The sequence below is a fragment of the Xenorhabdus sp. PB62.4 genome (assembly GCF_014467285.1).
GTDB lineage: Bacteria > Pseudomonadota > Gammaproteobacteria > Enterobacterales > Enterobacteriaceae > Xenorhabdus.
Map to the genome: position 1 here is coordinate 39,796 of NZ_NKHR01000017.1, position 25,700 is coordinate 65,495.

General features: G+C 43.9%; 23 protein-coding genes. 14 read left to right on the plus strand and 9 right to left on the minus strand.

Annotated features, from left to right (window positions below; translation table 11 throughout):
• The first annotated feature begins 279 nt into the window (after positions 1 to 279).
• From Xenpb_RS13940 to Xenpb_RS13960, 5 genes are all read left to right on the plus strand, one after another.
• Entirely contained in the window at positions 280 to 1,713 is a 1,434-nt protein-coding gene (locus tag Xenpb_RS13940) for a serralysin family metalloprotease (RefSeq protein WP_187654871.1), read from the plus strand.
• A gap of 266 nt (positions 1,714 to 1,979) precedes the next feature.
• Positions 1,980 to 2,315, plus strand: coding sequence for a protease inhibitor Inh/omp19 family protein (locus tag Xenpb_RS13945; RefSeq protein WP_187654872.1), 336 nt, complete (start codon positions 1,980 to 1,982; stop codon positions 2,313 to 2,315).
• 61 nt (positions 2,316 to 2,376) lie between these two features.
• A complete protein-coding gene (locus Xenpb_RS13950) occupies positions 2,377 to 4,131 on the plus strand; it encodes a type I secretion system permease/ATPase (protein ID WP_187654873.1) in 1,755 nt (584 codons plus the stop codon).
• 51 nt (positions 4,132 to 4,182) lie between these two features.
• On the plus strand, positions 4,183 to 5,520 hold the full coding sequence (locus Xenpb_RS13955) for an HlyD family type I secretion periplasmic adaptor subunit (RefSeq protein ID WP_187654874.1): 1,338 nt from the start codon (positions 4,183 to 4,185) through the stop codon (positions 5,518 to 5,520).
• Between the two features lie 5 nt (positions 5,521 to 5,525).
• The gene (locus tag Xenpb_RS13960) at positions 5,526 to 6,917 is read left to right on the plus strand and encodes a TolC family outer membrane protein (protein ID WP_187654875.1); all 1,392 of its coding nucleotides are present in this window, start codon (positions 5,526 to 5,528) and stop codon (positions 6,915 to 6,917) included.
• 158 nt (positions 6,918 to 7,075) lie between these two features.
• Here the strand turns inward: Xenpb_RS13960 and xni are convergent, their stop codons facing one another.
• From xni to Xenpb_RS13985, 5 genes are all read right to left on the minus strand, one after another.
• Positions 7,076 to 7,831, minus strand: coding sequence for a flap endonuclease Xni (xni, locus tag Xenpb_RS13965; protein ID WP_187654876.1), 756 nt, complete (start codon positions 7,829 to 7,831; stop codon positions 7,076 to 7,078).
• 78 nt (positions 7,832 to 7,909) lie between these two features.
• On the minus strand, positions 7,910 to 9,277 hold the full coding sequence (gene ppnN, locus Xenpb_RS13970; protein WP_187654877.1) for a nucleotide 5'-monophosphate nucleosidase PpnN: 1,368 nt from the start codon (positions 9,275 to 9,277) through the stop codon (positions 7,910 to 7,912).
• A gap of 245 nt (positions 9,278 to 9,522) precedes the next feature.
• Positions 9,523 to 10,368: an NADPH-dependent 7-cyano-7-deazaguanine reductase QueF gene (gene queF / locus Xenpb_RS13975; RefSeq protein ID WP_187654878.1), complete on the minus strand. Its 846-nt coding sequence runs from the start codon at positions 10,366 to 10,368 to the stop codon at positions 9,523 to 9,525.
• 88 nt (positions 10,369 to 10,456) lie between these two features.
• Complete coding sequence (locus tag Xenpb_RS13980) at positions 10,457 to 11,362, minus strand: YopJ family acetyltransferase (protein ID WP_187654879.1); 906 nt, start codon at positions 11,360 to 11,362, stop codon at positions 10,457 to 10,459.
• Between the two features lie 200 nt (positions 11,363 to 11,562).
• Positions 11,563 to 13,254: a cholesterol oxidase substrate-binding domain-containing protein gene (locus tag Xenpb_RS13985; protein ID WP_187654880.1), complete on the minus strand. Its 1,692-nt coding sequence runs from the start codon at positions 13,252 to 13,254 to the stop codon at positions 11,563 to 11,565.
• A 490-nt stretch (positions 13,255 to 13,744) separates the two neighbouring features.
• Between Xenpb_RS13985 and syd the strand changes: the two genes are divergently transcribed.
• The 4 genes from syd (at position 13,745) to Xenpb_RS14005 (ending at position 16,505) form a co-directional block, all read left to right on the plus strand.
• Positions 13,745 to 14,311: a SecY-interacting protein gene (syd, locus tag Xenpb_RS13990; RefSeq protein ID WP_187654881.1), complete on the plus strand. Its 567-nt coding sequence runs from the start codon at positions 13,745 to 13,747 to the stop codon at positions 14,309 to 14,311.
• 631 nt (positions 14,312 to 14,942) lie between these two features.
• Positions 14,943 to 15,269 (plus strand): YqcC family protein, encoded by a 327-nt coding sequence (locus tag Xenpb_RS13995; protein WP_187654882.1) that lies wholly within the window; start codon positions 14,943 to 14,945, stop codon positions 15,267 to 15,269.
• Between the two features lies 1 nt (position 15,270).
• Positions 15,271 to 16,023 (plus strand): tRNA pseudouridine(65) synthase TruC, encoded by a 753-nt coding sequence (truC, locus tag Xenpb_RS14000; protein WP_187654883.1) that lies wholly within the window; start codon positions 15,271 to 15,273, stop codon positions 16,021 to 16,023.
• A 35-nt stretch (positions 16,024 to 16,058) separates the two neighbouring features.
• A complete protein-coding gene (locus Xenpb_RS14005) occupies positions 16,059 to 16,505 on the plus strand; it encodes a flavodoxin (protein ID WP_187654884.1) in 447 nt (148 codons plus the stop codon).
• Positions 16,506 to 16,620: 115 nt separating this feature from the next.
• Here the strand turns inward: Xenpb_RS14005 and Xenpb_RS14010 are convergent, their stop codons facing one another.
• Entirely contained in the window at positions 16,621 to 17,007 is a 387-nt protein-coding gene (locus tag Xenpb_RS14010) for a DUF3461 family protein (RefSeq protein WP_187654885.1), read from the minus strand.
• 197 nt (positions 17,008 to 17,204) lie between these two features.
• On the opposite strand from Xenpb_RS14010, the gene Xenpb_RS19695 reads away from it, so the two are divergent.
• Positions 17,205 to 17,570, plus strand: a complete 366-nt coding sequence (locus Xenpb_RS19695) for a DUF6516 family protein (RefSeq protein WP_368666828.1) — start codon at positions 17,205 to 17,207, stop codon at positions 17,568 to 17,570.
• A 4-nt stretch (positions 17,571 to 17,574) separates the two neighbouring features.
• The gene (locus Xenpb_RS14015; protein WP_099114037.1) at positions 17,575 to 17,976 is read left to right on the plus strand and encodes a MarR family transcriptional regulator; all 402 of its coding nucleotides are present in this window, start codon (positions 17,575 to 17,577) and stop codon (positions 17,974 to 17,976) included.
• Between the two features lie 92 nt (positions 17,977 to 18,068).
• Here the strand turns inward: Xenpb_RS14015 and dapD are convergent, their stop codons facing one another.
• The 3 genes from dapD to map all read right to left on the minus strand — a co-directional run bounded on the left by dapD (position 18,069) and on the right by map (position 22,612).
• Positions 18,069 to 18,893 (minus strand): 2,3,4,5-tetrahydropyridine-2,6-dicarboxylate N-succinyltransferase, encoded by an 825-nt coding sequence (dapD, locus tag Xenpb_RS14020; RefSeq protein ID WP_187654886.1) that lies wholly within the window; start codon positions 18,891 to 18,893, stop codon positions 18,069 to 18,071.
• Between the two features lie 37 nt (positions 18,894 to 18,930).
• The gene (glnD, locus tag Xenpb_RS14025) at positions 18,931 to 21,585 is read right to left on the minus strand and encodes a bifunctional uridylyltransferase/uridylyl-removing protein GlnD (protein ID WP_187654887.1); all 2,655 of its coding nucleotides are present in this window, start codon (positions 21,583 to 21,585) and stop codon (positions 18,931 to 18,933) included.
• Between the two features lie 229 nt (positions 21,586 to 21,814).
• Positions 21,815 to 22,612, minus strand: coding sequence for a type I methionyl aminopeptidase (map, locus tag Xenpb_RS14030; protein ID WP_187654888.1), 798 nt, complete (start codon positions 22,610 to 22,612; stop codon positions 21,815 to 21,817).
• A 382-nt stretch (positions 22,613 to 22,994) separates the two neighbouring features.
• Here map and rpsB point away from each other — a divergent pair, with 382 nt between their 5' ends.
• From rpsB to pyrH, 3 genes are all read left to right on the plus strand, one after another.
• The gene (gene rpsB, locus Xenpb_RS14035; protein WP_187654889.1) at positions 22,995 to 23,720 is read left to right on the plus strand and encodes a 30S ribosomal protein S2; all 726 of its coding nucleotides are present in this window, start codon (positions 22,995 to 22,997) and stop codon (positions 23,718 to 23,720) included.
• A 148-nt stretch (positions 23,721 to 23,868) separates the two neighbouring features.
• Entirely contained in the window at positions 23,869 to 24,726 is an 858-nt protein-coding gene (gene tsf, locus Xenpb_RS14040; RefSeq protein WP_187654890.1) for a translation elongation factor Ts, read from the plus strand.
• A gap of 147 nt (positions 24,727 to 24,873) precedes the next feature.
• Positions 24,874 to 25,602: a UMP kinase gene (gene pyrH, locus Xenpb_RS14045; RefSeq protein WP_099114043.1), complete on the plus strand. Its 729-nt coding sequence runs from the start codon at positions 24,874 to 24,876 to the stop codon at positions 25,600 to 25,602.
• Positions 25,603 to 25,700: the final 98 nt, after the last annotated feature.

A 25,700-nucleotide genomic window follows, 5' to 3' on the forward strand; every position in this document is an offset into this window, starting at 1 on the left:
AGCAGATAAAAACAGTATTATTTTATAGTAAATAATACTGTTTTTTTGTTATCAAAAAAATTTCATTGAAAAATGAATAATTAAATACATAAACTAAATTTGTTCAATATGTATTCTAAAAAGATATATTAATTATTTTTACACGGACAAGAACTAACGCTATTTTATTCTGGAGTTTTATTTCTAAGGGGATCTTAGAAAGAATTTAAAACTCTTGCTCCCGTTATTACAAATATTTCGGGTTTTAGAAAATTAATCTTGTTCTTACAGGAGATTTACATGACCTCAAAGAAAAAATATACCTATTCGGGGTTATCTGATTCTAATTCTGTTCAGGATGTAAAAGCACTTCTCACAGCCTACGTTCCGAATTACGATTCTTCTATTCGTGTTGATCATAATCCATTTGGCGATAACGCGCCTGATCAGCTTGTGAGGGGCCAGTATCACTGGTCCAATAAATATGTTAATTCCTCTGGAACATTGGAATTATCATATCATTTTCTAACAAAGGCACCGACTATCATGCCGCTGTTTAAAGTTTCTGGCTTCAGTGCGTTTAATGAAGATCAGAAAGATGCAGCGAAACTTTCTTTGCAGTCTTGGTCTGATGTTGCCAATATTAAATTTACCGAAGTAAGTAATGCTACTAAAGCAAATATCACTTTTGGTTTCTTTGATTATAGCAAAGCGAAAGATTATGCGTTCGCAAATCTGCCACAGGGACAAAAAACAGCTTATACATGGTATAACGCGAAGAGCCATACTTTTGTGGACAATGACATTGATGTGAATGGTTATGCCCGTCAGACTTTCACGCATGAAATTGGACATACTTTAGGATTGGAACACCCTGCTGATTATGATGCTTCTGATAAAGTGCGTCCAAGCTATATCACTAAAGCGAAATATTTCGAAGATTCTCGTGCCTATACGGTCATGAGTTATTTCGGTGAGAAATACACGGGTCAGGATTTCAAAGGTGAATATTCATCAGCACCTTTGCTGAATGATATCTCTGCCATTCAGGATTTGTATGGCGCTAATATGGAAACTCGTGCAGACGATACCATATATGGCTTTAATTCCAATACTGGCCGTGATTTCATGACTGCAACCGATGCGAACAGCAAACTGGTGTTCAGCGTTTGGGATGCGGGCGGTGAAGATACGTTTGATTTCTCTGGCTTTACCCAAAATCAGCGTATTAACCTGAATGAAGGGGCTTTCTCTGATGTTGGCGGCTTGAAAGGCAACGTTTCTATCGCGCGTGGTGTCGTTATTGAAAATGCGATTGGCGGTAGCGGTAACGACATTCTGGTTGGTAACAGCGCAGATAACATCCTGAAAGGTGGTGCAGGCGACGACATCATTTATGGCGGGCTTGGCGGTGACCATCTGTGGGGTGGCGAAGGCAAGGATACCTTTGTTTATCTGGATGGCAAAGAATCATTGAAAGACAACCCGGATTGGATTCATGATTTTACTTCTGGTGAAGATAAGATCGATCTGTCTTTCTTCAACTTCGGTAGTCGTGGCGATATCAAATTTGTGGATTCATTCTCAGGCAAGGCGGGTGAAGTGAAGTTCACTTATGACCAAGTGAATGAAGTCACAGATTTAGAGATCAGTCTTGGTGGTGATCTGGCGGGCAACGATTTTCTGGTGAAAGTTGTTGGTCAACCGCTGACTGAGGCAGATTTCATCGTTTGATGATGTCATCGCGATAACTGAATGCTGCCGTATGCTTCTTGGTGTACGGCAGCATTAAGGAGGCCGCCGTGTTATATCGTCATCTGAAGATAATATCGGTTTTCTTTCGTCCCCTGTTTCATCAGTATGAATTTTGTGGAACTCCGTTTTATAGGTTGAAGGCATGTTTGCGGAGCGCTTTTTTATCGACATTTAATTTATCGACGATGAATTTATCGGCATTGAAATTATCGGTAATTTTATCTCTTTTTTTTGCAGGAGGATGTATGGCGAGTAGTTTGAGACTTCCACCCGCTGATGAGCTTAAAGGGCTATGGCAACTCTCCGATGGGCATCAGGTATGTCATATTGAATTGACCGATACCCGTTTACTTGAAGGGTCAATTTGGGCGCTAAAAAGTGACACCTGTGCGACAGCGCTGTTTGGTCAGCCTGTTGAAGGATGGCGTCCGGCTCCCGATGGAATCACATTGACGGATGATGACGGTAATAGTCTGGCCTTTTTTGGTCAGGAGTCTGAAGAACAATGGGTCGCCTACCTTGTTGATGGCAGGGAATTGGTCATGACATTTAGTGGCACAGCGAATGCAGTGACAAAATAAAAAATCAGGCATGATTTGATAACTAATTCGTTTTGCTTCAGTTAATGATAAAGGGATTGCAGTGAAATTACGCTTTCCGAAGGATGAAATCACGGATGTTATCCGTGCACGCAGCAAAGTATTCTGGACTATTGGCTTATTTACAGCGTTTATCAATCTGTTGATGCTGGTTCCCTCGATTTATATGCTTCAGGTATACGATCGGGTACTGCCATCCGGTAATGAAATGACTCTGTTGATGCTGACGCTTATCACATTGGGTATGTTTGCCATCATGGGCGGTCTGGAATATATCCGCAGTCAGGTGGTTATCCGCATTGGCAACCAGTTTGATATGAACCTGAACCAGCGGGTTTACACCGCTTCGTATGAGTCCAACCTAAAAAGTGGCTCAACAGATGCGGGGCAAATGCTCAATGATTTGGCGACTATTCGCCAGTTTCTGACGGGGAATGCACTGTTTGCTTTTTTTGATGCTCCTTGGTTCCCCGTCTACCTTTGTGTCATTTTCCTGTTTAGCCCGTATCTGGGATTGTTGGCACTGGTTGGGGCCATTATTCTTATCACGCTGGCGGTATTGAACCAGTGGCTATCCCAGGCACCGTTAGCCGAAGCAAGCAACCTCTCTTTACGATCAGCCCATCTTGCCAGCACCAACTTGCGCAATGCAGAAGTGATCGAAGCGCTCGGAATGTTGCCGGTATTGCGTCACCGCTGGTTTGGTTTGCATAAGCGCTTTCTCCATTTCCAGTGCATTGCCAGTGAACGGGCGGCATTCATTGCTGCGCTGACTAAAACAGTACGCATAGCCTTGCAATCTTTGATTCTGGGTTTGGGCGGTTGGCTGGCGATTGAAGGGAATATCACGCCGGGAATGATGATAGCAGGTTCCATTTTGATGGGGCGGGCGTTGTCTCCGATTGAGCAGTTGATACAGGCATGGAAGAGCTGGAGTGCGGCTCGTTTGTCATGGCAGCGGCTGGACAAGCTCCTGAAAGCTCAGCCAGAGCGCAAAAGTGGCATGTCATTGCCCGTTCCCAAGGGCGTATTGCTGTTAGAGAAAGTCTCTGCAATACCACCCGGTAAAACACGTGCCGCTCAGGCATCACAAAGCCAGACATCACAAAATAAGCAATATGTTTTGCAGGATATCAACCTTGCCTTAAATCCCGGTGATGTATTGGGTGTGATTGGCCCCAGTGCGTCAGGGAAATCCACATTAGCCCGTTTGCTGGTGGGTATCTGGCCGGCACAGGAAGGCGTTGTACGACTTGATAGTGCCGATATTTACCAGTGGAACAAAGATGAATTGGGGGCATCCATTGGTTATTTGCCGCAGGACGTTGAACTGTTTGGTGGCACGATTGCTGAGAATATCGCGCGTTTTAACGATGTTGATCCTGAAAAAGTGATCGAGGCAGCACAAAAAGCCGGCGTCCATGAATTGGTGCTCAATCTTGAACAGGGTTATGACACGGTCATTGGTGCCGGAGGGATGGGGCTGTCTGGCGGGCAAAAACAGCGGATTGGGCTGGCTCGCGCTTTGTATGGTAATCCATCGCTTGTGGTATTGGATGAACCTAATTCGAATCTGGATGATATCGGAGAAAAAGCGCTGAGTAATGCCATTGCTCAATTACGGGAACAAGGGAAAACGGTGGTGGTGATTACCCATCGTCCTTCATTGCTCTCGCAAACAACCAAAGTTTTGCTGTTGGTGCAGGGTAAAATGAAAATGTTTGGCCCTTCCCAACAAGTCATGGCGGCGCTGTCTCCGTCACAGCCACAACCAAAAGCGGTCGAACGTGCCTCGTAACATGATTCAGCCATATTTAAATTCTTGGGATATTGCTATCTGGGAGTAAAAATGTCCTATCAGACCAATGCAAAGGATGCCCAAAATGAGGCGTCAGAATTATTGCCGCTGGATGCGAATCGTTACCTGCGAATAGGCTGGTTGGTTATTGGCATTGGCATTCTGGGCTTTTTAATCTGGGCAGCGTTTGCGCCACTCGATAAAGGGGTGGCTTCTTCAGGGACGGTTGTCGTGGATGGAAACCGAAAAACGGTACAGTCCCCTGTGAATGGTATTATCAGGCAAATTCAGGTGAAAGAGGGTGAACAAGTCGAGGCCGGGCAGGTTTTGGTTCAGCTCAGCCAAGTGCAGGTTAATGCGCAGATTGATTCTCTGAAACAGCAACTTTATACCACTTTGGCAACGGAAGCCCGACTGTTGGCCGAGCAACAAGGACAGGATGCCATTGTCTTTCCATCCACATTATTGAATCAGCAATCGGAGCCGCGCGTTCAGGATATTCTGGCGTTGCAGAAACAGCTCTTTCTGTCACGCCGTGAGATGTTGCGAAGTGATCTTGCAGGCATGCAACAGACTGAGGAAGGGCTGAATTTCCAAATCAAAGGATTACGAGAAGCCTTAATAAGCAAGCGACAGCAGCAGGCTTCACTCAAGGAGCAAGTGACTAACCTGCAACCTTTAACAGAGGAAGGCTATTTTCCCCGTAACCAGTATCTGGAATTACTGCGTAACCAGAGTGAGTTAAGTGGCAATATGGCCGAGATGTCTGGGCGAATTGGTCAGCTTGAAAAGCAGCGGCAGGAAACGCAACAGCGAATTATTCAGCGTCAGGCTGATTACCAACGTGAAGTACGCAGCCAATTGTCGGATGTGCAGGTGTTAGCTAATGAATTAGGCAATAAGCTGGAAACGGCCCAGTTTGATTTGTCTCACACGTTAATTACGGCTCCGGTCGATGGTTCAGTGGTGGGGTTGAACGTATTTACCCAAGGCGGTGTGGTGGCTTCCGGTGAGAAACTGATGGAGATCCTCCCGGCTCAAAGTACCTTGGAAGTGGAAGCGCGCTTGATGGTGCATCTGATTGATAAGGTAACTGTGGGGCAGGATGTTGATTTGATGTTTACTGCGTTCAACCAAAACCGGACGCCGAAAGTGACGGCTAAGGTGGCAGTGGTTTCTGCTGACCGGTTAGTGGATGGAGTAACAAGGGAACCTTATTACCAGATGCGATTGAAAGTGACCCCTGAAGGAATGGAGAAATTGGCAGGGCTGAATATCAAGCCGGGGATGCCGGTTGAGGTGTTCGTCAAAACGGGATCGCGTTCTCTGTTGAGCTATCTGTTCAAGCCATTGGTGGATAGAGCGTCTACATCGCTGATTGAGGAGTAATGGAGATGTTGAGGTATTGCGGTTTTGCCAATAAACGTACTTTGCTATTGCCTCTGTTTTTAACGATATTGTTGGTGATGTTAGCTTCCGGTTCCGCGAGAGCCCTTTCTTTGACGGAAGCTTATGCTCTGGCATTGCAGCATGATCCAACATTTCAGGCGGCCATCAAAGAGCAGGAAGCAGGGCAGGAAGAGAAAAATCTTGGGCTGGCTGAATTGCTGCCCAAGGTATTGATTAGCTATCAGAATTCACCGAAAAACTGGCAGAAAATGGAATCTCATTCTGTAGATATGCGTGGCCGGAAGGTTAGCGAAAGCCGTGACCGGAAGTATGACAGCTATAGCGGTGCGATTATTTTGACTCAACCGCTGATTGATTTTGAAGCGTGGGCGCGTTATCGAACCCGTCAGGCTTATACGTTGATGAGTGATGCCCGCTTTCGGGCGGATAGCCAGCAATTGGCGGTCAGGGTAGTGAACAGTTATGTGGCTGTAGCCTATGCACAGGATCGGCTGGAGCAGGTCGTCCGGCAGAGGACTGCCTATGAAGAGCAACTGGAACGCAACCAGAAATTGTTTTCCTCCGGCGAGGGCACCCGCACCGATGTGGCAGAAACGCAAACACGTTACAGTCAGGTACTGGCCGATGAATTGATGGTACAGGATGAGCTGGATGCCGCAATCCGTGACTTGCAGCTCTTAGTTGGTGTACCGTTGCCAGTCGGTTTACCGGTTAATCGCTTGTCCAACGCACCACAGTTCAAAGCCATCAAACGGGATATCGGGAGTTATGCTGATTGGGAACAGCAGGCATTAAGCCAGAACCCTCAATTGGCGGCTGCCCGGCAGAAAGTTGATGTGGCGTATCATGACATTAACCGCAATCGTGCGGGATACCTGCCAAAACTTGAGCTGTACGCTTCTCATAGCGAAAATAAGTCCAGTAGTGATAACAGTATTGACCAAAAATACCGGACAGATTCTATTGGCTTGCGTGTTTCCATGAATCTTTATAATGGCGGCGGTACGGCGGCGGCAGTACGTCAGTCGGCGGCAAATTATGGCAAGACTAAATATGAGATGGATGCACAGGCAGGCGAAATCCTGAATGCACTGCGCCGTAATTATAATGCCTATGTTAATGGTGAGAAGCGGATACGAGCCTATGAAACAGCGGTAGAAGCGGCTGAATTACAGGTGAAAGCGACGCAAAAAAGTGTTGCTTTGGGGCAGCGAGTGAATGTCGATGTGCTCAATGCTGAGCAACAACTCTATACTGCGCGTCGTGAGCTGTCTCAGGCTAAATATGACTATATGAAAGCATGGATTGGATTACTGAATGAGTCGGGGCAATTAAATGGTGAACATATTAAGTTAATTGCTGATTATTTTGGTTGAAATAATTTAATGAGTGATACCCTGTTTTTATGATGAATTTGCAAAATTCATCTGGAAACAGGTATCACACATTTTTGTAGTTGCTTCCCGCCTGTATCGGGCGCGTCGGGCAAAGTTGGCGGTGTTTTTACAAAAGCATAGCCAGCAAGATTAACTGGTTATTTATCGGGCAATCTCAATTGCTGTAAATTCCCCTGTAGTGATAAATCGGTTTTTAATGAAGCGACTTCCCGGCTGATATAAGCCATTTCTTTATGAACTTCTAATTTTTTTCGCCATTTATCTGGTTGGGCTTCCAGATTCTGGAATAAATTATCCAGCGAACCGGCTTGTTGTAGCAGGGTGGCGGCTGTCTTCGGGCCAATGCCCTGAACGCCGGGGATCTTACTGCTACTGATGCCTGCCAGCCCCCAATAATCGGGAAGTTGGTCAGGGGAAACGCCGAATTCTTGCTGAATGAACGGTAAGTCCAGCCAGCGTTTTTGGAAGTAATCACGGATTTGGATATTGGGAGAAAGAAGCTGGCAATAGCCCTTATCTGTTGAAACAATTGTGACACGATGCCCGGTATTGGCGACTTTAGTCGCCAATGTTGCGGCCAAATCATCCGCCTCATGTCCTTCTACATGCCAGCAAGCTACGCCAAGTTCACTGAATGCCTGCTTAATCAGCGGCATCTCCTGTTGTAAGTTTTCTGGCATAGCAGAACGCCCTGCTTTGTAGTCAGGGAAAAGTTGATGGCGCCAGCTATGTTTGCGATCATCTTCATCAAATACAGCAACTGCATGAGTCGGGGATGCGTGGGTGATTAATTGTTTTAACGCATGTTCGCAGGCAGGAACGCAAGGGCTTCCCTGTACCGCATGGATGCGTCGAATCAGATTTAGAGCGTCTACAATTAAAAGATGTATCATGGTCGTTATATTCCATCCTTGGATTTTATTCCTTGGCACCAGCCTCATTGAATCGTGAAGAGAAAAGGTATCCGTGATTTATTTGATTATCTCATAACACGGTTCATAAGCAGTACCTCCCGGAAGTTTCATGCGATCTTGCTCCACAAAATCTTCTAGCAAGTTATCCATACAGTGCATAATGTCAGCATTACCGTGGATCTTGAATGCCCCATATTTCTCTATGGCATGAATACCCGCTTCTTTTACATTACCTGCCACAATGCCAGAAAATGCGCATCGCAATGCTGAAGCAAGTTTCTCAGGTGGTTGATTTGGATATAAATTCAGGTTAGCCATGTTGTCATGGGCTGGATTGAATGGAGATTGTAAATCAGGGCTGATTTTCAATGACCAGTTGAAGCTGTAAGCATCTCCGGTAGAACGGCGACTCTCTTTGACGCTTGGCATCGCCCTTTTCATTATACGTGCGACTTCTGATGGCGCATCCATAATAATGCGGTAGTAGTGACGAGCCTGTTTTCCCAAAGTATTAACGATAAACTCATCTAACGCGTGGAAGTAATCGGCACTCTCTTTGGGGCCGGTTAAGACCAGTGGCAGGACTTGATCTTTATTTTCAGGATTCATCAGGATAGCCAGCAAATACAGTAGTTCTTCTGCCGTACCCACGCCGCCGGGGAAGATAATGATACCGTGAGCAATACGGACAAAGGCTTCCAGACGTTTTTCGATGTCAGGCATGATAATCAGTTCATTTACCAACGGGTTGGGAGGTTCTGCCGCGATAATTGAAGGTTCTGTAATACCGACGAACCGACTGTTTTTATAATTCTGTTGGGCGTGTCCTACCGCAGCGCCTTTCATTGGGGCTTCCATTGCTCCCGGGCCACAACCTGTACAGATATTCAGTTCGCGTAACCCTAGCTCATTCCCTACCTTGCGCCCGTATAAATACTCTTTTTCATTGATGGAATGACCGCCCCAACAAACAATCATATTAGGGTCTTCTGAGGTATGCAGGGCTTTAGCGTTGCGCAGGATGGAGAAAATGGTGCTGGTAATATGTGTACCATTTTCCATATTTAAATTGTGTGCTTGCTGTGCATTGGTAATTTGCGCGTGAACGAACAAAATATCCCTTAACACCGCGAACAGATTTGCTTGCAGGGAACGGATGATTTTACCATCAACAAAAGCGTGTTCCGGTGGATTGACTAACTCCAGCTTTACGCCGCGTTCTCTGCGCAGTACGTTGATATCAAAATCTTCATATTTTGACAGTAATTCTTTACTGTTATCGGTTTGGCTTCCAGAATTAAGAACCGCCAGTGAACAGTTACGAAAAAGGCGGTATAAATCACTACTTGCGGTACGCTTAAGCGTATCTACTTCAAGCTGAGAGAGTAAATCCATAGATCCCAATGGATTGACATGTGTAATCAAGAATGACTCCTTTTACCCCTTATGGGGGTTCCTCGATAATGATTTATACCCTCTATCTTTCAAGTTTCTGTTTTATTGCGTTCATTCCTTCCAGTGATATAACGAAATAACATGATGTTACCTATGCCAGTTATCTCAGTTTCTGGGGAATTAGCTTATTTTCCGTCACAGCAACCTGAAATTTATTGGGTATAACTGATTTCATCCAGCAGTCTGGTTACCCATTGCTAATCAAATTAATTTGATTATTGGCGGGCTAACCTTCCTATTGCTGGAGTAAATTCTTCGTTGCTACGCCATGGATTGATATCCAACCCTCCCCGACGGGTATAACGTGCATAAACAGTGAGTTTTTCAGGCGCGCATAATGTCATTAAGTCATTGAAAATACGCTCGACACATTGTTCATGAAATTCATTGTGATGGCGGAAAGAAACTAAGTAGCGCAATAACTTTTCCTGATCGATTCTGGCACCTTTATAGCGGATCATGACAGATCCCCAGTCTGGCTGATTAGTGATCAGGCAGTTTGATTTTAGCAAATGACTCACTAAAGTTTCTTCAACGATAGGGCCAATTGCTGCATTGTTAAGATAATCGCGACTGAACTGATAATCATCAATTTCAATATCCTGATTATCGATGCACTTTCCTGCAAATTCGGCAATTGGCTGTTGATTGAAGTTGTGGAGGGGATATAAAACAACGTCGATATTGCCATTGGCACACGCAGATAAATCCTGTTGCAGCGTTTTTTGTACGGTTTCCCAATCAGCAAAGCGGGTTTGGTTAAAACTGTTCAGATAAAGCTTAAAGCTTTTTGATTCGATAAGGTTTTCGCTGGTGGCATCCAGACTGACATGACCAATAGCAACTTGAGGAACACCGCGTGCGTTGAGCCAGGAAAGTTCGTACATCGTCCAGATATCGGCACCATGAAAAGGAATACTTTCAGGGAATAGCCCAAGCGGTTCACGGTTCATGCTGCGGGGAACCGCTTGCAGTAAAGTCGGATCGTAGTTGTCGCGGTAGGGAGTGGGTTTACCTAACGTGAGTTGAGCGAGTGCCTGATTATCCTGATATAAAGACATTAAGATTCCTTAAAATTGGTAAATCATTATGTTTTAGGTAAACCGTAGTTTATCAAGGAATCCTGAATGGTCGTATTTTTATTGTGCATTATTCTCCATATTCATCGAGCCATTTTAGCGCTGCTTCTGCAAGGCTAAGCCTTTTTTCTTCAATAGATGTACTGTAGTTTCGTGACTTGCCATCAATTGTGCGGGTAATCAAATGGCGTTTATATCGTTCTGGCAGGGTTTCTCCTTTTTTTTCTCCTATTCCATATTTATTGACCTTTTTTTCAGTTTCATCTGGATGCCGATCCAGATAGGCGTTAAGGGGGCGCAATGAGTGTGCATGTTTGAAGAAATCAATGGGTAATAAATTGATGGCTTGATCGAAAAATACCGTCTTATATTTTTTGCAATAAGTATCAGGCAGGCCTTTGCTTAAGGAAGAGAAAAAAATCGGATTCTCTGTATTAGTGAACTGTATTTCATCATTGAAAATCTTTTGATGAAGTTCGCTAAAATATTTAGCATATTTGTGCATTTTTTTCAGAAAATGTAAACAAAAAATCAGGCAGTCTCCGGGGCTATTTTGTATTTGGCTGTAAATATAGAGAATTTTTATTGTATCCTTATATTTATTTTCATTTATTAAATAATCCATTCTTAATGGAATAAATTGATTTTTTCCGTTGCTTGCATCTACAAATATAAGAGATGTGTTTTCTTTGCTATCTTTAAAAATATTTAATGCAGCAAAGTGAACACCAGTCATTGCTGTATCTGTTTTGATAATATATCGTTTATGTATGCCAGCAGGTAGATCCAATACATTTTCAAATAAACTCATATCATCAATAATGTCTTCATGGGCATTCATCGCGTACTTTCTATTAAAGTATTTTAATATATGTATGGCGTTTTTTTGATCCAGATAAATATTATTAAACTGAAAGTTGCTTTGTTTTTGAACGTTAATTTCATTTATATAGTTAGTTAAATTACCTTTATACATTTTATTTCTCCATATTTTTATGGTCATACCCAATGGATTTCAGATGCAGCATGATGATAAGGACGTTAAGTCTCAGAAAGCATAACTCATGATGTGGTTGTCATGTCATTGTGAAGAATCGTGTAACTAACGAAATTATAAGTTGAAAGCCAATGAATATAGTAGATATAAAAATATATCTACTATTTGTTAAGATGACTTTATTCAGAAAGTAATTTATCTAATAAAGGTGATCTGAATACGTGATGTGGATCGTATTTCTGCAATGCAGAAATTGTTGAAGCCCAATTGTTATCGGCAGGCAATCCATCAGTGAATGAAGCTGGAATTATTTTGGTTAAAACTTCTTTATCTTCCCACGCAACGTTGGTGCCATAAGCCCAACCCTTACTCCATTCAACACGGGCTGAGGCATAAGAACCATCAAATTCTTTAAATAACCATTGTTCAAATTGACGGCAAAATTCAATGGCATAAGGTGTGTTTGGAAAGGTCAATATATCGAGCCAGACTGCAACATCCCATTCAGGCTGATCTAAACGGGGACGGATAGCAGATAAACTGGGAACAACCGCCTTTTCATGTAGGGCGTCGGCAGGATCATCTAAGCCAGTGACTCTGATTTCAATAGGACCGTTGATGGGATATCGTCCCTGATTTGCAAATTCACGCATTAATTTTTGCCATTCGGTATAAAATTTATTCAAAACGCGCTGGATATCAGCACGGCGCGTTAATACCGCATAGCCATTTGCTGTAACACGCAGGGTTGTGGGTTTTACATACAACAATAGGTTTTTACTCCAACCCCAAATATCTTTTCCATGACCTTGTAAAGCGGTATTTACCAGTTGATATTGCATCTCACCGACCAGAAGCGTTATTGCAGGGAAGCCGGAAAGAATGTCATTCACGATATTTGATATGGCTGGTGAGATATTATCGGAAAATGGATAGTTATAGGGTGTTTTAACCTCAATGCTGGCAGCCGGTTTGGTTGGTGCCACACTCCAGACTTTTAACCATGGGAAGTTTGTGAAAGGAAACAAAATAATCTCAGCCCGACCGCTTTTATTCAGAAAATGACTAAGAGTCCGATTGCTTTCTGGAAATTCGGAATCGGCAAATAATTCAGCCGCAGGGATATTAGTGAAGCTTTGGCAGCGTAAGCGTTGATTTTTACCAGCCTGAAACTGGACTTCTAAAATCAGGGAACAACCTAAGTGGGTTAATAGTGGTGCACAATTTGGATCACTTCGCTCAAAATGCTTGATAGTATATTGCTGATTTGCTGCATCCCACACAACAGCAGACAGGGACAATATTGTGTTACTCAGAGAGCCGTATGTGTGCCCGGGAAGTGGCGTTTCATCCACTGCTTTAATGGCAGTTCCATGCCCGCCTATCGCGAGAACGCCCCCTAATGTTAAATCACCAGGAGCAGGCGTTGCGGTGAAACCAAGATTTTGATCCTCCATTTGAGTCATTAGCGTTTCCATCAATATACCTGTTTGTGCGGTTACGATAGAAAATTGGGAACGATGTTCGATATTGACGTGAGTAAAATGCGCAGAGAGATCCATCAACATCATACGATTTTTGAAGCTTTGCCCTGATTCCAGAATTAATGGTGACCAATTATGAGATTGTCCGACAATTCTTAGCTTATAATTTTCCTTCCATGCCCAATTGACGACCAAAATAACCTCTTCAGCAGAACGAGGTATACAGCATGGTACATTGTGAGCCTGAATTTCTCCTGACCAATTTTTAAAGTTTAAATTTTTCCAGATAATATTGTCAGGAAAATTAGGCAAGTGATATTTTGGTTCAGGAATAATGTTATCTTGTAAGTGATTTTCATCTTGTCGATTTATATTTGATGTGGTCATTATTTGTTGCCTTAATTTTTATTTTGTGAGGTTTGGGTTTTTTAATATGAATTTAAAACTGAATCCGTTTATTACGGGATTATTTACTATGAAAATTAAAAGGTCATTCCGCGTTTAGACAGTGGGAATCATCTGTTAATATTTATTTTATCTCTGATAGTTACTTGATGCGATATGATGTGACATATAGTCGTCATTAAATGCTTTAAATTTCATATTTGTGAAGAAACTCAGAAAACATAAATTTTGTTGAAATTAAATAATATGGGTTAATGATGAGGATAATAGAGAGTGTTGTAGGTCAGATACGAGAATAATCTAATTCTTAGCATTTATTGGAATAGATGACAGCTATTCAGATGAAGGAAGTCATATCAACACTTTTTGATAAAAATGGTAACATCACTCTTCGGTTGTTATTTTGCTAAAAAACGTATAGGAATAAGCAGGATAACATCATAAACCTGAAAATGATGGATGATATAATCATATGACCTTTAATGTGACAGAAGCTAATGTGACAGAAGCACTCTCTGGTTTCACCCAACGCTATGTTGAATTGTGGCAGGAGAAAACAGGTTTTCCGCCAGCCAGCAGCGATCTGTATGGCATACCTTCACCCTGTATTGAACGTACCGGAGATGGTGTAGTGTATTGGCTTCCCCGGCCGTTTTCTGTCCGGGAAAAACTCCAGAAGGTCGAAACAGCGCTGGATATCTGTTTGCAAAGTGCTATCCATGATTACTATGTGACGCAGCTTGCGGGTGATATGACGGCCAGTTTTGAAGGGCAGAATTTCAGTTTGATTCAGGTATGGAGTGAAGATGATTTTATTCGGTTACAGGAAAATCTGATTGGTCATCTTGTCACACAGAAGCGGTTAAAGCTCTCACCAACCGTATTTATTGGCACGACTGATTCCGATATGGGGCTGATTTCTGTATGTAATCTGACCGGGCAGGTGATTCTGGAGCAGTTTGGCAGTAACGAGAGGACAATGTTATCTGCAAATCTGGCAAGTTTCCTTTCAGTTATCAATCCCGTTGTGTGCAGTTAGTTGCAGAGATTGGTTTGATCTTTTGTAAGAGATATCTCACATGGTACGTGAGATATTTCTTTTAATCACAATGTGAATGTTAGTGTGTGAAATTATTTCTATTTTATATCAATATCATACAGAATGTGACAGCAGTATCCTTTTTACCATAGCACTGACTGTCCCTGTTCAGTTGCTTGTTCCAGCCACCCAAATCATAGATCCTTTTACTATTCCGTAAGGAATCACAGCAAAACAATAACCAGGGAATAAACCCATCGGGAAGATGGTTCAGGGAAGGTTAGGTAAAGGCAGGATCGCTAAATGCCATTATCGCCGGATACTATCAGTATAATAATTGAGCAGTACAACGATTAAGTAAAGGATGACAGACAAGGATGTATTTTTGTCAGGGAATGAGCAGGAAGCGATTGATTTAGCAGGATTGCTATGACAGATAAATTAAGAGGAGGGATTTTATCTCTCCTCTTTTTTTATCATCCTTAAACCACCTCTTCAAGAGGTGATGATTGTTTCATTTTATCCTATCGTAAGTTTTCCGCTGAAATCGTATCAATGATACTCTTATGTTCCAATGACATGGTGGCAGCTTTTGTCATCTGAGCCACAGCTAAGCATCAGACGAAAAATCATGAGTATCGAGAAACAAATTCTAAATCAATTACAGTCCATTGAAGTCACCATGAAAGCGGCAGGCTTATGGCAGAATTATCCCCCTAAACCAGAATCTTTTGAAAGCACCGAGCCTTTTTCCATTGATACGATGTCAGCGGAAGAGTGGCTACAATGGGTATTAATTCCAAGAATGCGCGCCTTAATAGAACAAAAAGCCAACTTGCCGACGGCATTTTCGATCGCCCCGTATTTTGAGGAAGTTTATAAAGAAGAAACAGAACGTTATTTACCTTTGCTTGAACACTTACGGGCATTGGACAACCTGTTTACGCAGGACATTTGATATGCTGGATATTATTTATCAGGACGAACATATTGTTGCGGTGAATAAGCCCGCGGGTTGGTTAGTCCATCGCAGTTGGCTGGCGCGCCATGAAACTGTTTTTGTGATGCAGACGCTGCGCGATCAAATAGGGCAGCATGTTTTTCCTGTCCATCGTTTGGACAGGCCGACATCTGGTGTCTTATTAATGGCGCTTTCAAGTGAAGTGGCCAGAACACTTGCACAACAATTTGAATTCCACGATATACAAAAAACGTATCATGCTGTTGTGCGAGGTTATGTTGAAGGTGATGATATTATCGACTACGCCTTAATGGAACAGTTGGACAAAATTGCGGATAAATTTGCTGATACAGATCGGGAAGCGCAGTCAGCAATTACGTATTATCGTTCATTGGCAAAAGTTGAGTGTCCGGTTGAAATAGGGCGTTACCCGACATCACGTTTCAGCCTGTTGGAGCTGATGCCCAAAACAGGCCGTAAGCATCAATTGCGACGTCATATGGCACATATTCGGCACCCCATCATCGGGGATACCACGCACGGCGATTTGCGGCAAAATCGAGGAGTTGCTAAATATTATCAGACTGGCAGATTAATGCTGCATGCCAGCCACCTTCGGCTCAGGCATCCCGTGACAGGAGAAGATCTTCTTTTAACCGCCCGGTGGGATCTATCGTGGCAGCATTTGCTTGAACAATTTGGCTGGCAGGGTATTGTGCCTGATTTGGAATGTTTAACTACTCATAAATGAACGTAGTATCAAACCGATTAAAGAGATCAATATTTATGGCAAAGATTGGTATTTTCGTTGGTACAGTTTATGGCAATGCGCTGGCAGTTGCAGAAGAAGCACAGCAGATCCTAAGACAGCAAGGGCATGAGGTTGAGATCTTTGAAGATGCAACCTTAGAGCAATGGCGAGAGTATCTGCAACAAATTGTTTTAGTCGTCACTTCGACGACAGGGCAAGGCGATCTGCCTGATAATATCCAGCCGCTTTATGTAGAGTTGAATGATAAGTTGGGCTATCAGCCCGATTTGCGTTATGGCGTAATTGCGCTGGGTGACAGTAGTTACGACACTTTCTGTGGTGGCGGTCGTACCTTTGATAAATTGTTACAGGAGCAGGGAGCCAAACGAATCGGGGATATGCTGCTGATTGATGCTATTGAGGTAGTTGAACCTGAAGTCTTCGCCCAGAGCTGGATTGAGGAGTGGGGAACTTTGCTGTAGGGAAGTGCTTTGTCACACCGCTTATACCTTTACCTTGTTTAAAACATAAAAAGCTTTAAACATCAAAAAATTGAAATGCAGGAGGATAAGCGGTGCTGTGATATTGCTGACGTGATTACTTACGGGTCAGCTTTTCCAAATCTGCTTCGATTTCTGCGATCTTATTGGCAACAACATGCTCAAGATGACGTAAGTCGTCGAGGATTTTGTGTTTCAAATCCACTTCGATCTGGTCACGTCTGCAAATTTGATCCAGCTCTTCGATCACATAACGCAGGTTGGTGTTGATCTCTTTGACTTCTTTGTAACCTTGCCCGGAATTATCGTCAGAGATGGTTTTCAACTGGCGTGGGTACTTAAATTTAACGCTCTTGGCGAAGAACTCGCCTTTGTCCTTGCGGAAATAAATCTTCAGAATGTCGTTGTTAGCTTCCTGACGGAGGCTATAGCGATCAATATCTTCAGGATGCGTGATCCCCAAACTTTTCAAATTATCGTACATAGCGCGTCACCTAGTCACCTAAATGAAATGGAAAAGGCAAAATAAATAGTGGATTTATTATCCATTTCGTAATTGTTAAAAGTCAATCGGTTAATGGCGATTGAGGGGAGCTACACAAAAATTAGCGCAACTATGCTGCTTGAAACTCCGCATAAATATACATATGATTAGCTCATAACAATGACGAGGCCTTGATCGTGGATTATGAACATGGACTAGAGATCTTATTAGATCTTCATTGCCAACGAGTTAATAGGGATGATGGTTATTGGTGGGAAATAAAGGCGTGGACAGTCAGTAAAACAAAAATGATACCTCATGGAATCAGATATAACCTGACATTACATGACAAACACAATACCAGAGTGTTTGGTATGGACAACGCACATGCCATTTCAGCGTCTAAGAAAGGGAAATATAAGGGGCGTATAGTATACGATCATATGCACAGAAACTCGCATGATAAAGGAGTACCATACGAGTTCACGTCACCTTATCAATTAATTGAAGACTTTTTTGCTAAAATTGACGAGGTCATAGCTGAGAGAGAATCCAGAGGTTAGTAAAATGAAAGCACTCATCGGCGTAATGAATGAAGAACTTATTCGTAAGCGTATATTGGCAATAGCTAAAGGGGAATATAAACCACTTTCAGATGAACCCAAGGTCTGGTTTACCTCCATGATAGCGCTGGCTCAGGTGTTGAGTGAAAATAATATCGCTTTACTTCGTATGATGGATGAGCAGAAGCCAGAGACCATAGCCGAACTTTCCGGGCTTTCGGGGAGAAAACCTAGCAATTTATCAACTACGTTAAAAACACTTAATCGGCATGGTTTTGTTCGGTTGGAAAAAAATGGAAAAAATGTCAAACCAATTGCTTTATTTACCGATTTTGAAATAAAGATTGAACAGGATGTTACCGAAAGAATTATGAAAGCCTGTTCAAAAGGTAAAAAAGCTGCCTGAGATTGAATAAGTTCCGTCTTTTTTCAAGCCGTAGCAGCAAACCACCCGCTATAAGGAGGCTTGCTGCTATTTATTAAAAGCAGCTTTAATATTTAGTCAATATTTCTCAGCAATTCATTAATGCCCACTTTACCACGCGTTTTGGCATCAACCTTTTTCACGATAACGGCGCAATACAGGCTGTAGCTGCCATCTTTCGAAGGCAAATTACCGGAAACCACAACAGAACCTGCTGGTACGCGGCCATAATGAATTTCGCCGGTTTCGCGATCATAGATTTTAGTGCTCTGACCGATGTAGACACCCATTGAGATCACAGAACCTTCTTCTACGATAACGCCTTCCACGATTTCAGAGCGGGCGCCGATAAAGCAGTTATCTTCAATGATGGTCGGATTGGCTTGTAATGGTTCCAACACACCACCAATACCAACGCCGCCAGATAAATGAACATTTTTGCCGATCTGTGCACAAGAACCGACAGTTGCCCAAGTATCTACCATCGTGCCTTCATCCACATAAGCACCAAGGTTGACGTAAGATGGCATTAACACAGTATTACGGGCGATATACGCACCCTGACGGACAGCCGCAGGAGGAACGACGCGGAATCCTTCTTTTTCGAAACGAGCCTGATCATAATCAGCAAATTTCATGGGTACTTTGTCGAAATAGCGGCTTTCAGCACCTTCCATGACTTGGTTGTCATTAATGCGGAAGGAGAGCAACACGGCTTTTTTCAGCCATTGGTGAGTGACCCACTGCCCATCGATCTTTTCAGCGACGCGCAGTTTGCCGTTATCGAGCATCTGGATGATTTGATTAATGGCATCACGAGTCGTTCCATCAACGGTAGTGGGTGTGATATTTACGCGATTTTCAAACGCACTTTCGATAGTAGCTTGTAATTGCTGCATAATTATGCGGTTCCTAATTTCTGTTAAGGGAATTTTGCTATAGTTTATCCCGTGTGTTGAGGGCTTCTGTCAACCTTTCTGATAATTCATCCCTGATTTTTTTATGTAATGCGTTTTGCTCTTTATCTGCCAGTACAAAAAAATCTTCAACTTGTTCACCAATAGTAGTAATGCGCGCACCATGTAAGGAAACACCCAATTCAGCGAAAATATTGCCTACCCGTGCCAATAATCCGGGCTGATCTAACGCAATTAATTCCATATAGGAGCGACGAACATTTTTTGTTGGCAAAAAACTCACTTTGGTTGGCACATTGAAATGACGTAATTTAGAAGGCAGATTACGCGCCTTTGGTACTTTAGGATGAGGATCATTCACGACTTTCAGTAAGGCCCGACGGATTGGTTCGTGGCGATCAAGAGACAATGGATGACCGTTAGGTTCCAAAACGACAAATGTATCCATCGCCATCCCATCACGATTAGTGAAGATTTGAGCATCATGAACACTTAAATTGCGTCGGTCCAATTCCCCGACAACGGCAGCGAAAAGAGAAGGCCTGTCTTGGCACCAAATAAAAATCTCTGTGCCGCCGTGAGAAAAAGCGGTGCTGATCAAAACCATCGGTTCTGCAGAGAAAGGGTGGATGAGATGGCTGGCATGCCAGGCTAATTGATCGGGACTATGACGTAAAAAATAATCGGCATGGCAGCGGCCCCAGATATAATGTAATCGTTCTTCGTCAATATTTTCTTGCCGCAGCAGAGCTAATGCCTGTAATCGGTTGTTACGGACACGTTCCCGTAAATCAGGGATATTCTGAATGCCTTGGCGCAATTGGGCTTCAGTGGCGAAATAGAGTTCACGTATCAGGCTTTGCTTCCAACTATTCCAAAGTTTGGCATTAGTCGCGCAGATATCAGCAACGGTCAGGCAGACCAAATGATTTAAGCGGTTTTGATTTTTGACTACACTGGCAAATTGCTGGATAACCTCCGGATCTTGAATATCTCGCCGCTGAGCAGTGACTGACATCAGCAAATGGTCGCGAACCAGCCATTCCACTAATTCTGCTTCGCGGTTTGTCAGACCATGCTGTTGTGCGAATAAGTAAGCATCTTTGGCCCCAAGTTCAGAATGGTCACCATTACGTCCTTTGGCGATATCGTGGAAAAAAGCTGCCAGCCGTAAGAGTTCTGGCTGAAGAAGGCGTGGGTAAAGCTCGACACATAGGGGGTGAATCACGCGGTTGTTTTCGTCAGCGAAGCTTTCCAGTTTTTGCAGTACCCGAATGGTATGTTCGTCAACCGTATACGCATGAAAAAGGTCAAATTGCATCTGGCCGACAATGTTGCTCCAATGCGGCATGTAAGCGCCTAACACGCTATGCCGGTGCATCGGGAGCAGGGCGCTTCCGACTGCACGGGGATGGCGTAGAATATCCATGAAAATCTTTCGTGCTTCGGGTAAATCACACAAGGGAGTTGTCAGGTTTCTACGGGCATAGCGAAGCTGGCGTAATGTTGTGGAATAGATGCCTTTGATTTCACGATGTTCAGCCATGTGATAAAACATTTTCAAAATTGACGTGGGATCACGGCTAAACAGTGTTTCATCAATTAAATCGATGAGGTTTCCTCGTAGTTGAAACTCAGCGTTCAAGGGACGCGGTTTTTCATTGGGCTGCAATGCCAGAATGGCCTCATCAAACAGTTGCAGCAGCATGTTATTCAGTTCACTGACACGACGGGTCATGCGATAGAAATCTTTCATCATCCGTTCGACAGGCTGATTGCGTTCACCTTCATAGCCAAGCAATTGGGCGACGCTGACCTGACGTTCAAACAACAGTCGATTATCATAGCGGGTAACGACCAAATGAAGCGCAAAACGGATACGCCAGAGAAAATTCTGGCATTCGTTCAATTCGTTGCGCTCTTCCTGAGTCAGAAAGCCAAAACCAACCATTTCATCTAACGATTTTGCCCCAAAATGGCGGTGAGCAACCCAGAGTAACGTGTGAATATCGCGTAAGCCACCCGGACTACTTTTGATATCGGGTTCCAGATTGTAACTGGTGCTGTGATAACGCTGATGACGTTCTTGTTGCTCAGTGAGCTTAGCTGAGAAAAATCGGGCTGATGGCCAGAAATCATCACTGAAAATATATTCCTGCAAGCGTAGAAACAGAGGTAAGTCCCCATCAATTAAACGGGCTTCAATGAGGTTTGTGGCAATAGTCAGATCAGCAAGCCCTTTTTGTTTACACTCTTCGAACGTTCTGACACTGTGGCCTACTTCCAGACGAATATCCCAGAGTAGAGTAATAAATTTTCCGATATGAGCGGATTGTTCTTCACTCAATGGCGATTCACTGAGAATCAGTAGATCAATATCGGAAAGAGGGTGCAACTCGCGGCGACCGTAGCCACCTACTGCAATCAGAGAAAGGGAGGCTATCTGGTCAAATCCCTGTTCCTGCCATAATCGTTTTAAAAGCTGATCAATATAGTCACTGCGAGCATAAATCAGTGCGTTCGGTGAAATGCCCGCCTTAAATGCCTGTTCAAGCCATAGCTGAAATTCATCAATATGTTGTTTCAGGGCAGGAAGTTGCAAATCGTTGTGGGAAAACGCCACAGGAGAAATGGGCGGAATGGGCGCTTGTGCTAAGGAAATATCGGCTGGCATATGCGGAAACCTATTATGAGAAAGCTCATGAGGAAACAAACCATAATGACCAGATTACTGAGAAACGCGTGAGATGAACAGGGATTATTGCCAGAGAATGAAGTCCCTGCGGAGTGAGCAGGAGCTTCATTAATTAGGGTGATAATTGACTTATAACCGATACCTTTTGCTGGTCGGTAACGAAGTGTCATTCATGCGTTCACCCGCTAGACTGGCATCAAATAGGTGCTTATGCGTTCACCAGTACCGCAGAGATATGAGACTCTTCTTCCTTACGCCATGTCATGATTTCACAGCCAGTGTCAGTAACGACAATCGTATGCTCATACTGTGCAGACCAGCCACGATCTTTGGTCTTCACTGTCCAGCCATCTTTCATGGTGCGGATGCGGAAATCACCTGCATTTACCATCGGCTCGATGGTGAATGCCATGCCTTTTTGCAGGACGACGCCACCATCATCGGCATCATAATGCAGAACGTGAGGTTCTTCGTGGAAGACCCTACCGATACCGTGGCCGCAGTATTCGCGGACAACAGAGTAATCATGACCTTCCACAAACTGCTGAATTGCTTTACCGATGCTACGCAGGCGAATGCCCGGCTTAACCATTTTCAGGGCAAGATACAGGCTTTCCTGTGTCACACGGCACAGGCGTTCACCTTGAATGGTGGGTTTACCAACGATGAACATTTTGGAAGTATCACCGTGGAACTCTTCTTTGATAACAGTCACATCAATATTGACGATATCGCCTTCTTTCAGCACCTTGTCATCACTCGGAATGCCATGACAAACTACGTCATTGACGGAGATGCACACGGATTTAGGAAAACCGTGATAGCCCAGACACGCTGAGATAGCTTGTTGCTTCTCGGTGATGTGTTCGTGACAAATACGATCAAGTTCACCTGTGGTAACACCAGCCTTGATATAAGGCTCAATCATTTCCAGAACTTCGGCTGCCAGACGTCCGGCAACACGCATCTTCTGAATGTCTTCTTCTGTTTTGATAGAAATAGCCATGAAATGGGTCCATTTAAGTCGGAAAATCGCCGACCACTTGATATTAACTAAGGAAAAATATTGTCAGTAATGGTATCAGCCCACCGAATGTCTGCCAATAACTGTTGGCTGACAGACTACCAGAAAGCTATAACAAATGTTGGAGTATGGTGGTGGTTTGTGGTATAAAGCGCGCCGGTATTCTGTGTAATTGTTTCTGATGTGATGCAATTCGCAGGGATACTAAATAAACTCATTATGTGTAAATAACACACACGGATCGGCACATACACCGGGGTGCTCTAATGCGGTTAATTCATTGATATGAATCACCCGCAGTCAAAGAGTCGGTGTCATGGGATCTGTGGAGGCATAACCCCAATTAACTTTATAGAGGTCTAAAATGGCAACTGTTTCCATGCGCGATATGCTGCAAGCGGGCGTTCACTTCGGTCACCAGACTCGTTACTGGAACCCAAAAATGAAACCTTTCATCTTTGGTGCTCGTAACAAAGTTCATATCATCAACCTGGAAAAAACTGTTCCAATGTTCAACGATGCACTGGCAGAGCTGAACAAAATCGCTTCCCGTAAAGGTAAAATTCTGTTTGTTGGCACCAAACGTGCTGCTAGCGAATCAGTAAAAGAAGCAGCACTGAGCTGTGACCAATACTTCGTTAACCACCGTTGGTTAGGTGGTATGCTGACTAACTGGAAAACTGTTCGTCAGTCAATCAAGCGTTTGAAAGATCTGGAAGTTCAGTCTCAGGACGGTACTTTTGACAAGCTGACCAAGAAAGAAGCGCTGATGCGTACTCGTGAGCTTGGCAAACTGGAAAACAGCCTGGGCGGTATCAAAGACATGGGCGGCCTGCCTGATGCTCTGTTCGTTATCGATGCTGAACATGAACACATCGCTATCAAAGAAGCAAACAACCTGGGTATCCCAGTATTCGCTATCGTTGATACCAACTCTGATCCAGATGGCGTTGATTTCATCATTCCTGGTAACGACGACGCAATCCGTGCAGTAAAACTGTACCTGACCGCTGCAGCTACCGCTGTTCGTGAAGGTCGTTCTCAAGATCTGGCTGTTCAGGCTGAAGAAGGCCTTGTAGACGCTGAATAATAAGGCATGCTCAATTCTTGAGCCCTTATTGACCAGGTATTGAAATATATTGGTTAGGGGGCCTGTTATGGCCCCCTTTACATATCTGATATAGAACTATCCCCGCGGAATATTATCTTCCCGCGAGACACATCGAGGAATAAAACAAATGGCTGACATTACCGCTGCTCTGGTAAAAGAACTGCGTGAGCGTACTGGCGCAGGCATGATGGAATGTAAAAAAGCACTGGTTGAAGCAAATGGTGATATCGAACTGGCTATCGATAACATGCGTAAATCAGGTCAGGCAAAAGCGGCTAAGAAAGCAGGCCGTGTTGCTGCTGAAGGTGTTATCCTGGTTGAAGTTGCTGCTGATGCTAAATTCGCAGGTATCGTTGAACTGAACTGTGAAACTGACTTCGTTGCTAAAGACGCGGGCTTCCTGGCGTTTGGTAAAGAAGTTATTGCTTCCGTTATGGCTGACAAAAACGCTGACATCGAAGCTCTGAAAGCGAAGTTCGAAGAACAGCGTACTACTCTGGTAGCGAAAATCGGTGAAAACATCAACATCCGTCGTGTTGAAATTCTGGAAGGTGAAGCTGTAGGTTCTTACCTGCACGGTGCTCGCATTGGTGTTCTGGTTGCTGCTGAAGGCGCAAGCGAAGAACTGATCAAGCACATCGCAATGCACGTTGCTGCAAGCAAACCAGAATATGTGAACCCAACTGACGTTCCTGCTGACGTTGTTGAGCGTGAGCACCAGATCCAGCTGGAAATCGCAATGCAGTCTGGTAAGCCTCGCGAAATCGCAGAGAAAATGGTTTCTGGCCGTATGAACAAGTTCACCGGCGAAATCTCTCTGACTGGTCAGAACTTCGTGATGGATCCAAGCAAATCTGTTGGCGATCTGCTGAAAGAAAACAATGCTAAAGTGATCAACTTCATCCGCTTCGAAGTTGGTGAAGGTATTGAGAAAGTTGAAGCTGATTTCGCAGCAGAAGTTGCTGCAATGAGCAAACAGTCTTAATTTTCTTAAACGGAGCCGCCGATTGGCGGTTCTGTTTTATCTCGACATGAGTTTTTTACATCTGGGCTGAATAGTGCGTGGATGTGTAGTAATTGAATAAACCGTAATAAATCCTCAATAATCCTTATCTGCTTAGGACTGAACACCATGGCAACCAATGCAAAACCCGTATATCAGAGAATCCTGCTTAAGCTCAGTGGAGAAGCCCTGCAAGGCGAAGAAGGTTTTGGTATCGACGCTAGAGTCTTAGACCGCATGGCTCAGGAAATCAAAGAACTGGTTGAGCTGGGTATTCAGGTCGGTGTCGTTATTGGAGGAGGTAACCTGTTTCGTGGCGCAGGCTTGGCACAAGCAGGTATGAACCGTGTAGTAGGCGATCACATGGGCATGTTGGCGACCGTGATGAACGGCTTGGCGATGCGTGATGCGTTGCACCGCGCCTATGTGAACGCTCGTTTGATGTCTGCCATTCCATTGAATGGTGTGTGTGACAACTATAGCTGGGCTGAAGCGATCAGCTTACTGCGTCACGGTCGTGTTGTTATTTTCTCTGCGGGAACGGGTAACCCGTTCTTTACAACTGATTCCGCTGCATGTCTGCGTGGCATTGAAATTGAAGCGGATGTTGTGTTAAAAGCAACCAAAGTTGATGGCGTTTATTCCGCTGATCCTGAGAAAGATCCTGAAGCAGAACTCTACCACGAGCTGGCATATCAGGAAGTATTAGAGCGTGAATTGAAGGTGATGGATCTGGCGGCCTTTACGTTGGCTCGTGACCATAACCTGCCAATTCGTGTTTTTAATATGAACAAACCAGGCGCACTTCGTCGTGTTGTGATGGGGGAAAATGAAGGTACGCTGATTTCTAATAACTGATTTTTTATAATTCATGCTCAGAGACACCGATGAAGTTTGACGGTATGATCAGCGACCTGATGCGCCAAATTTAATGACACAGGGCCACTTATTCATTA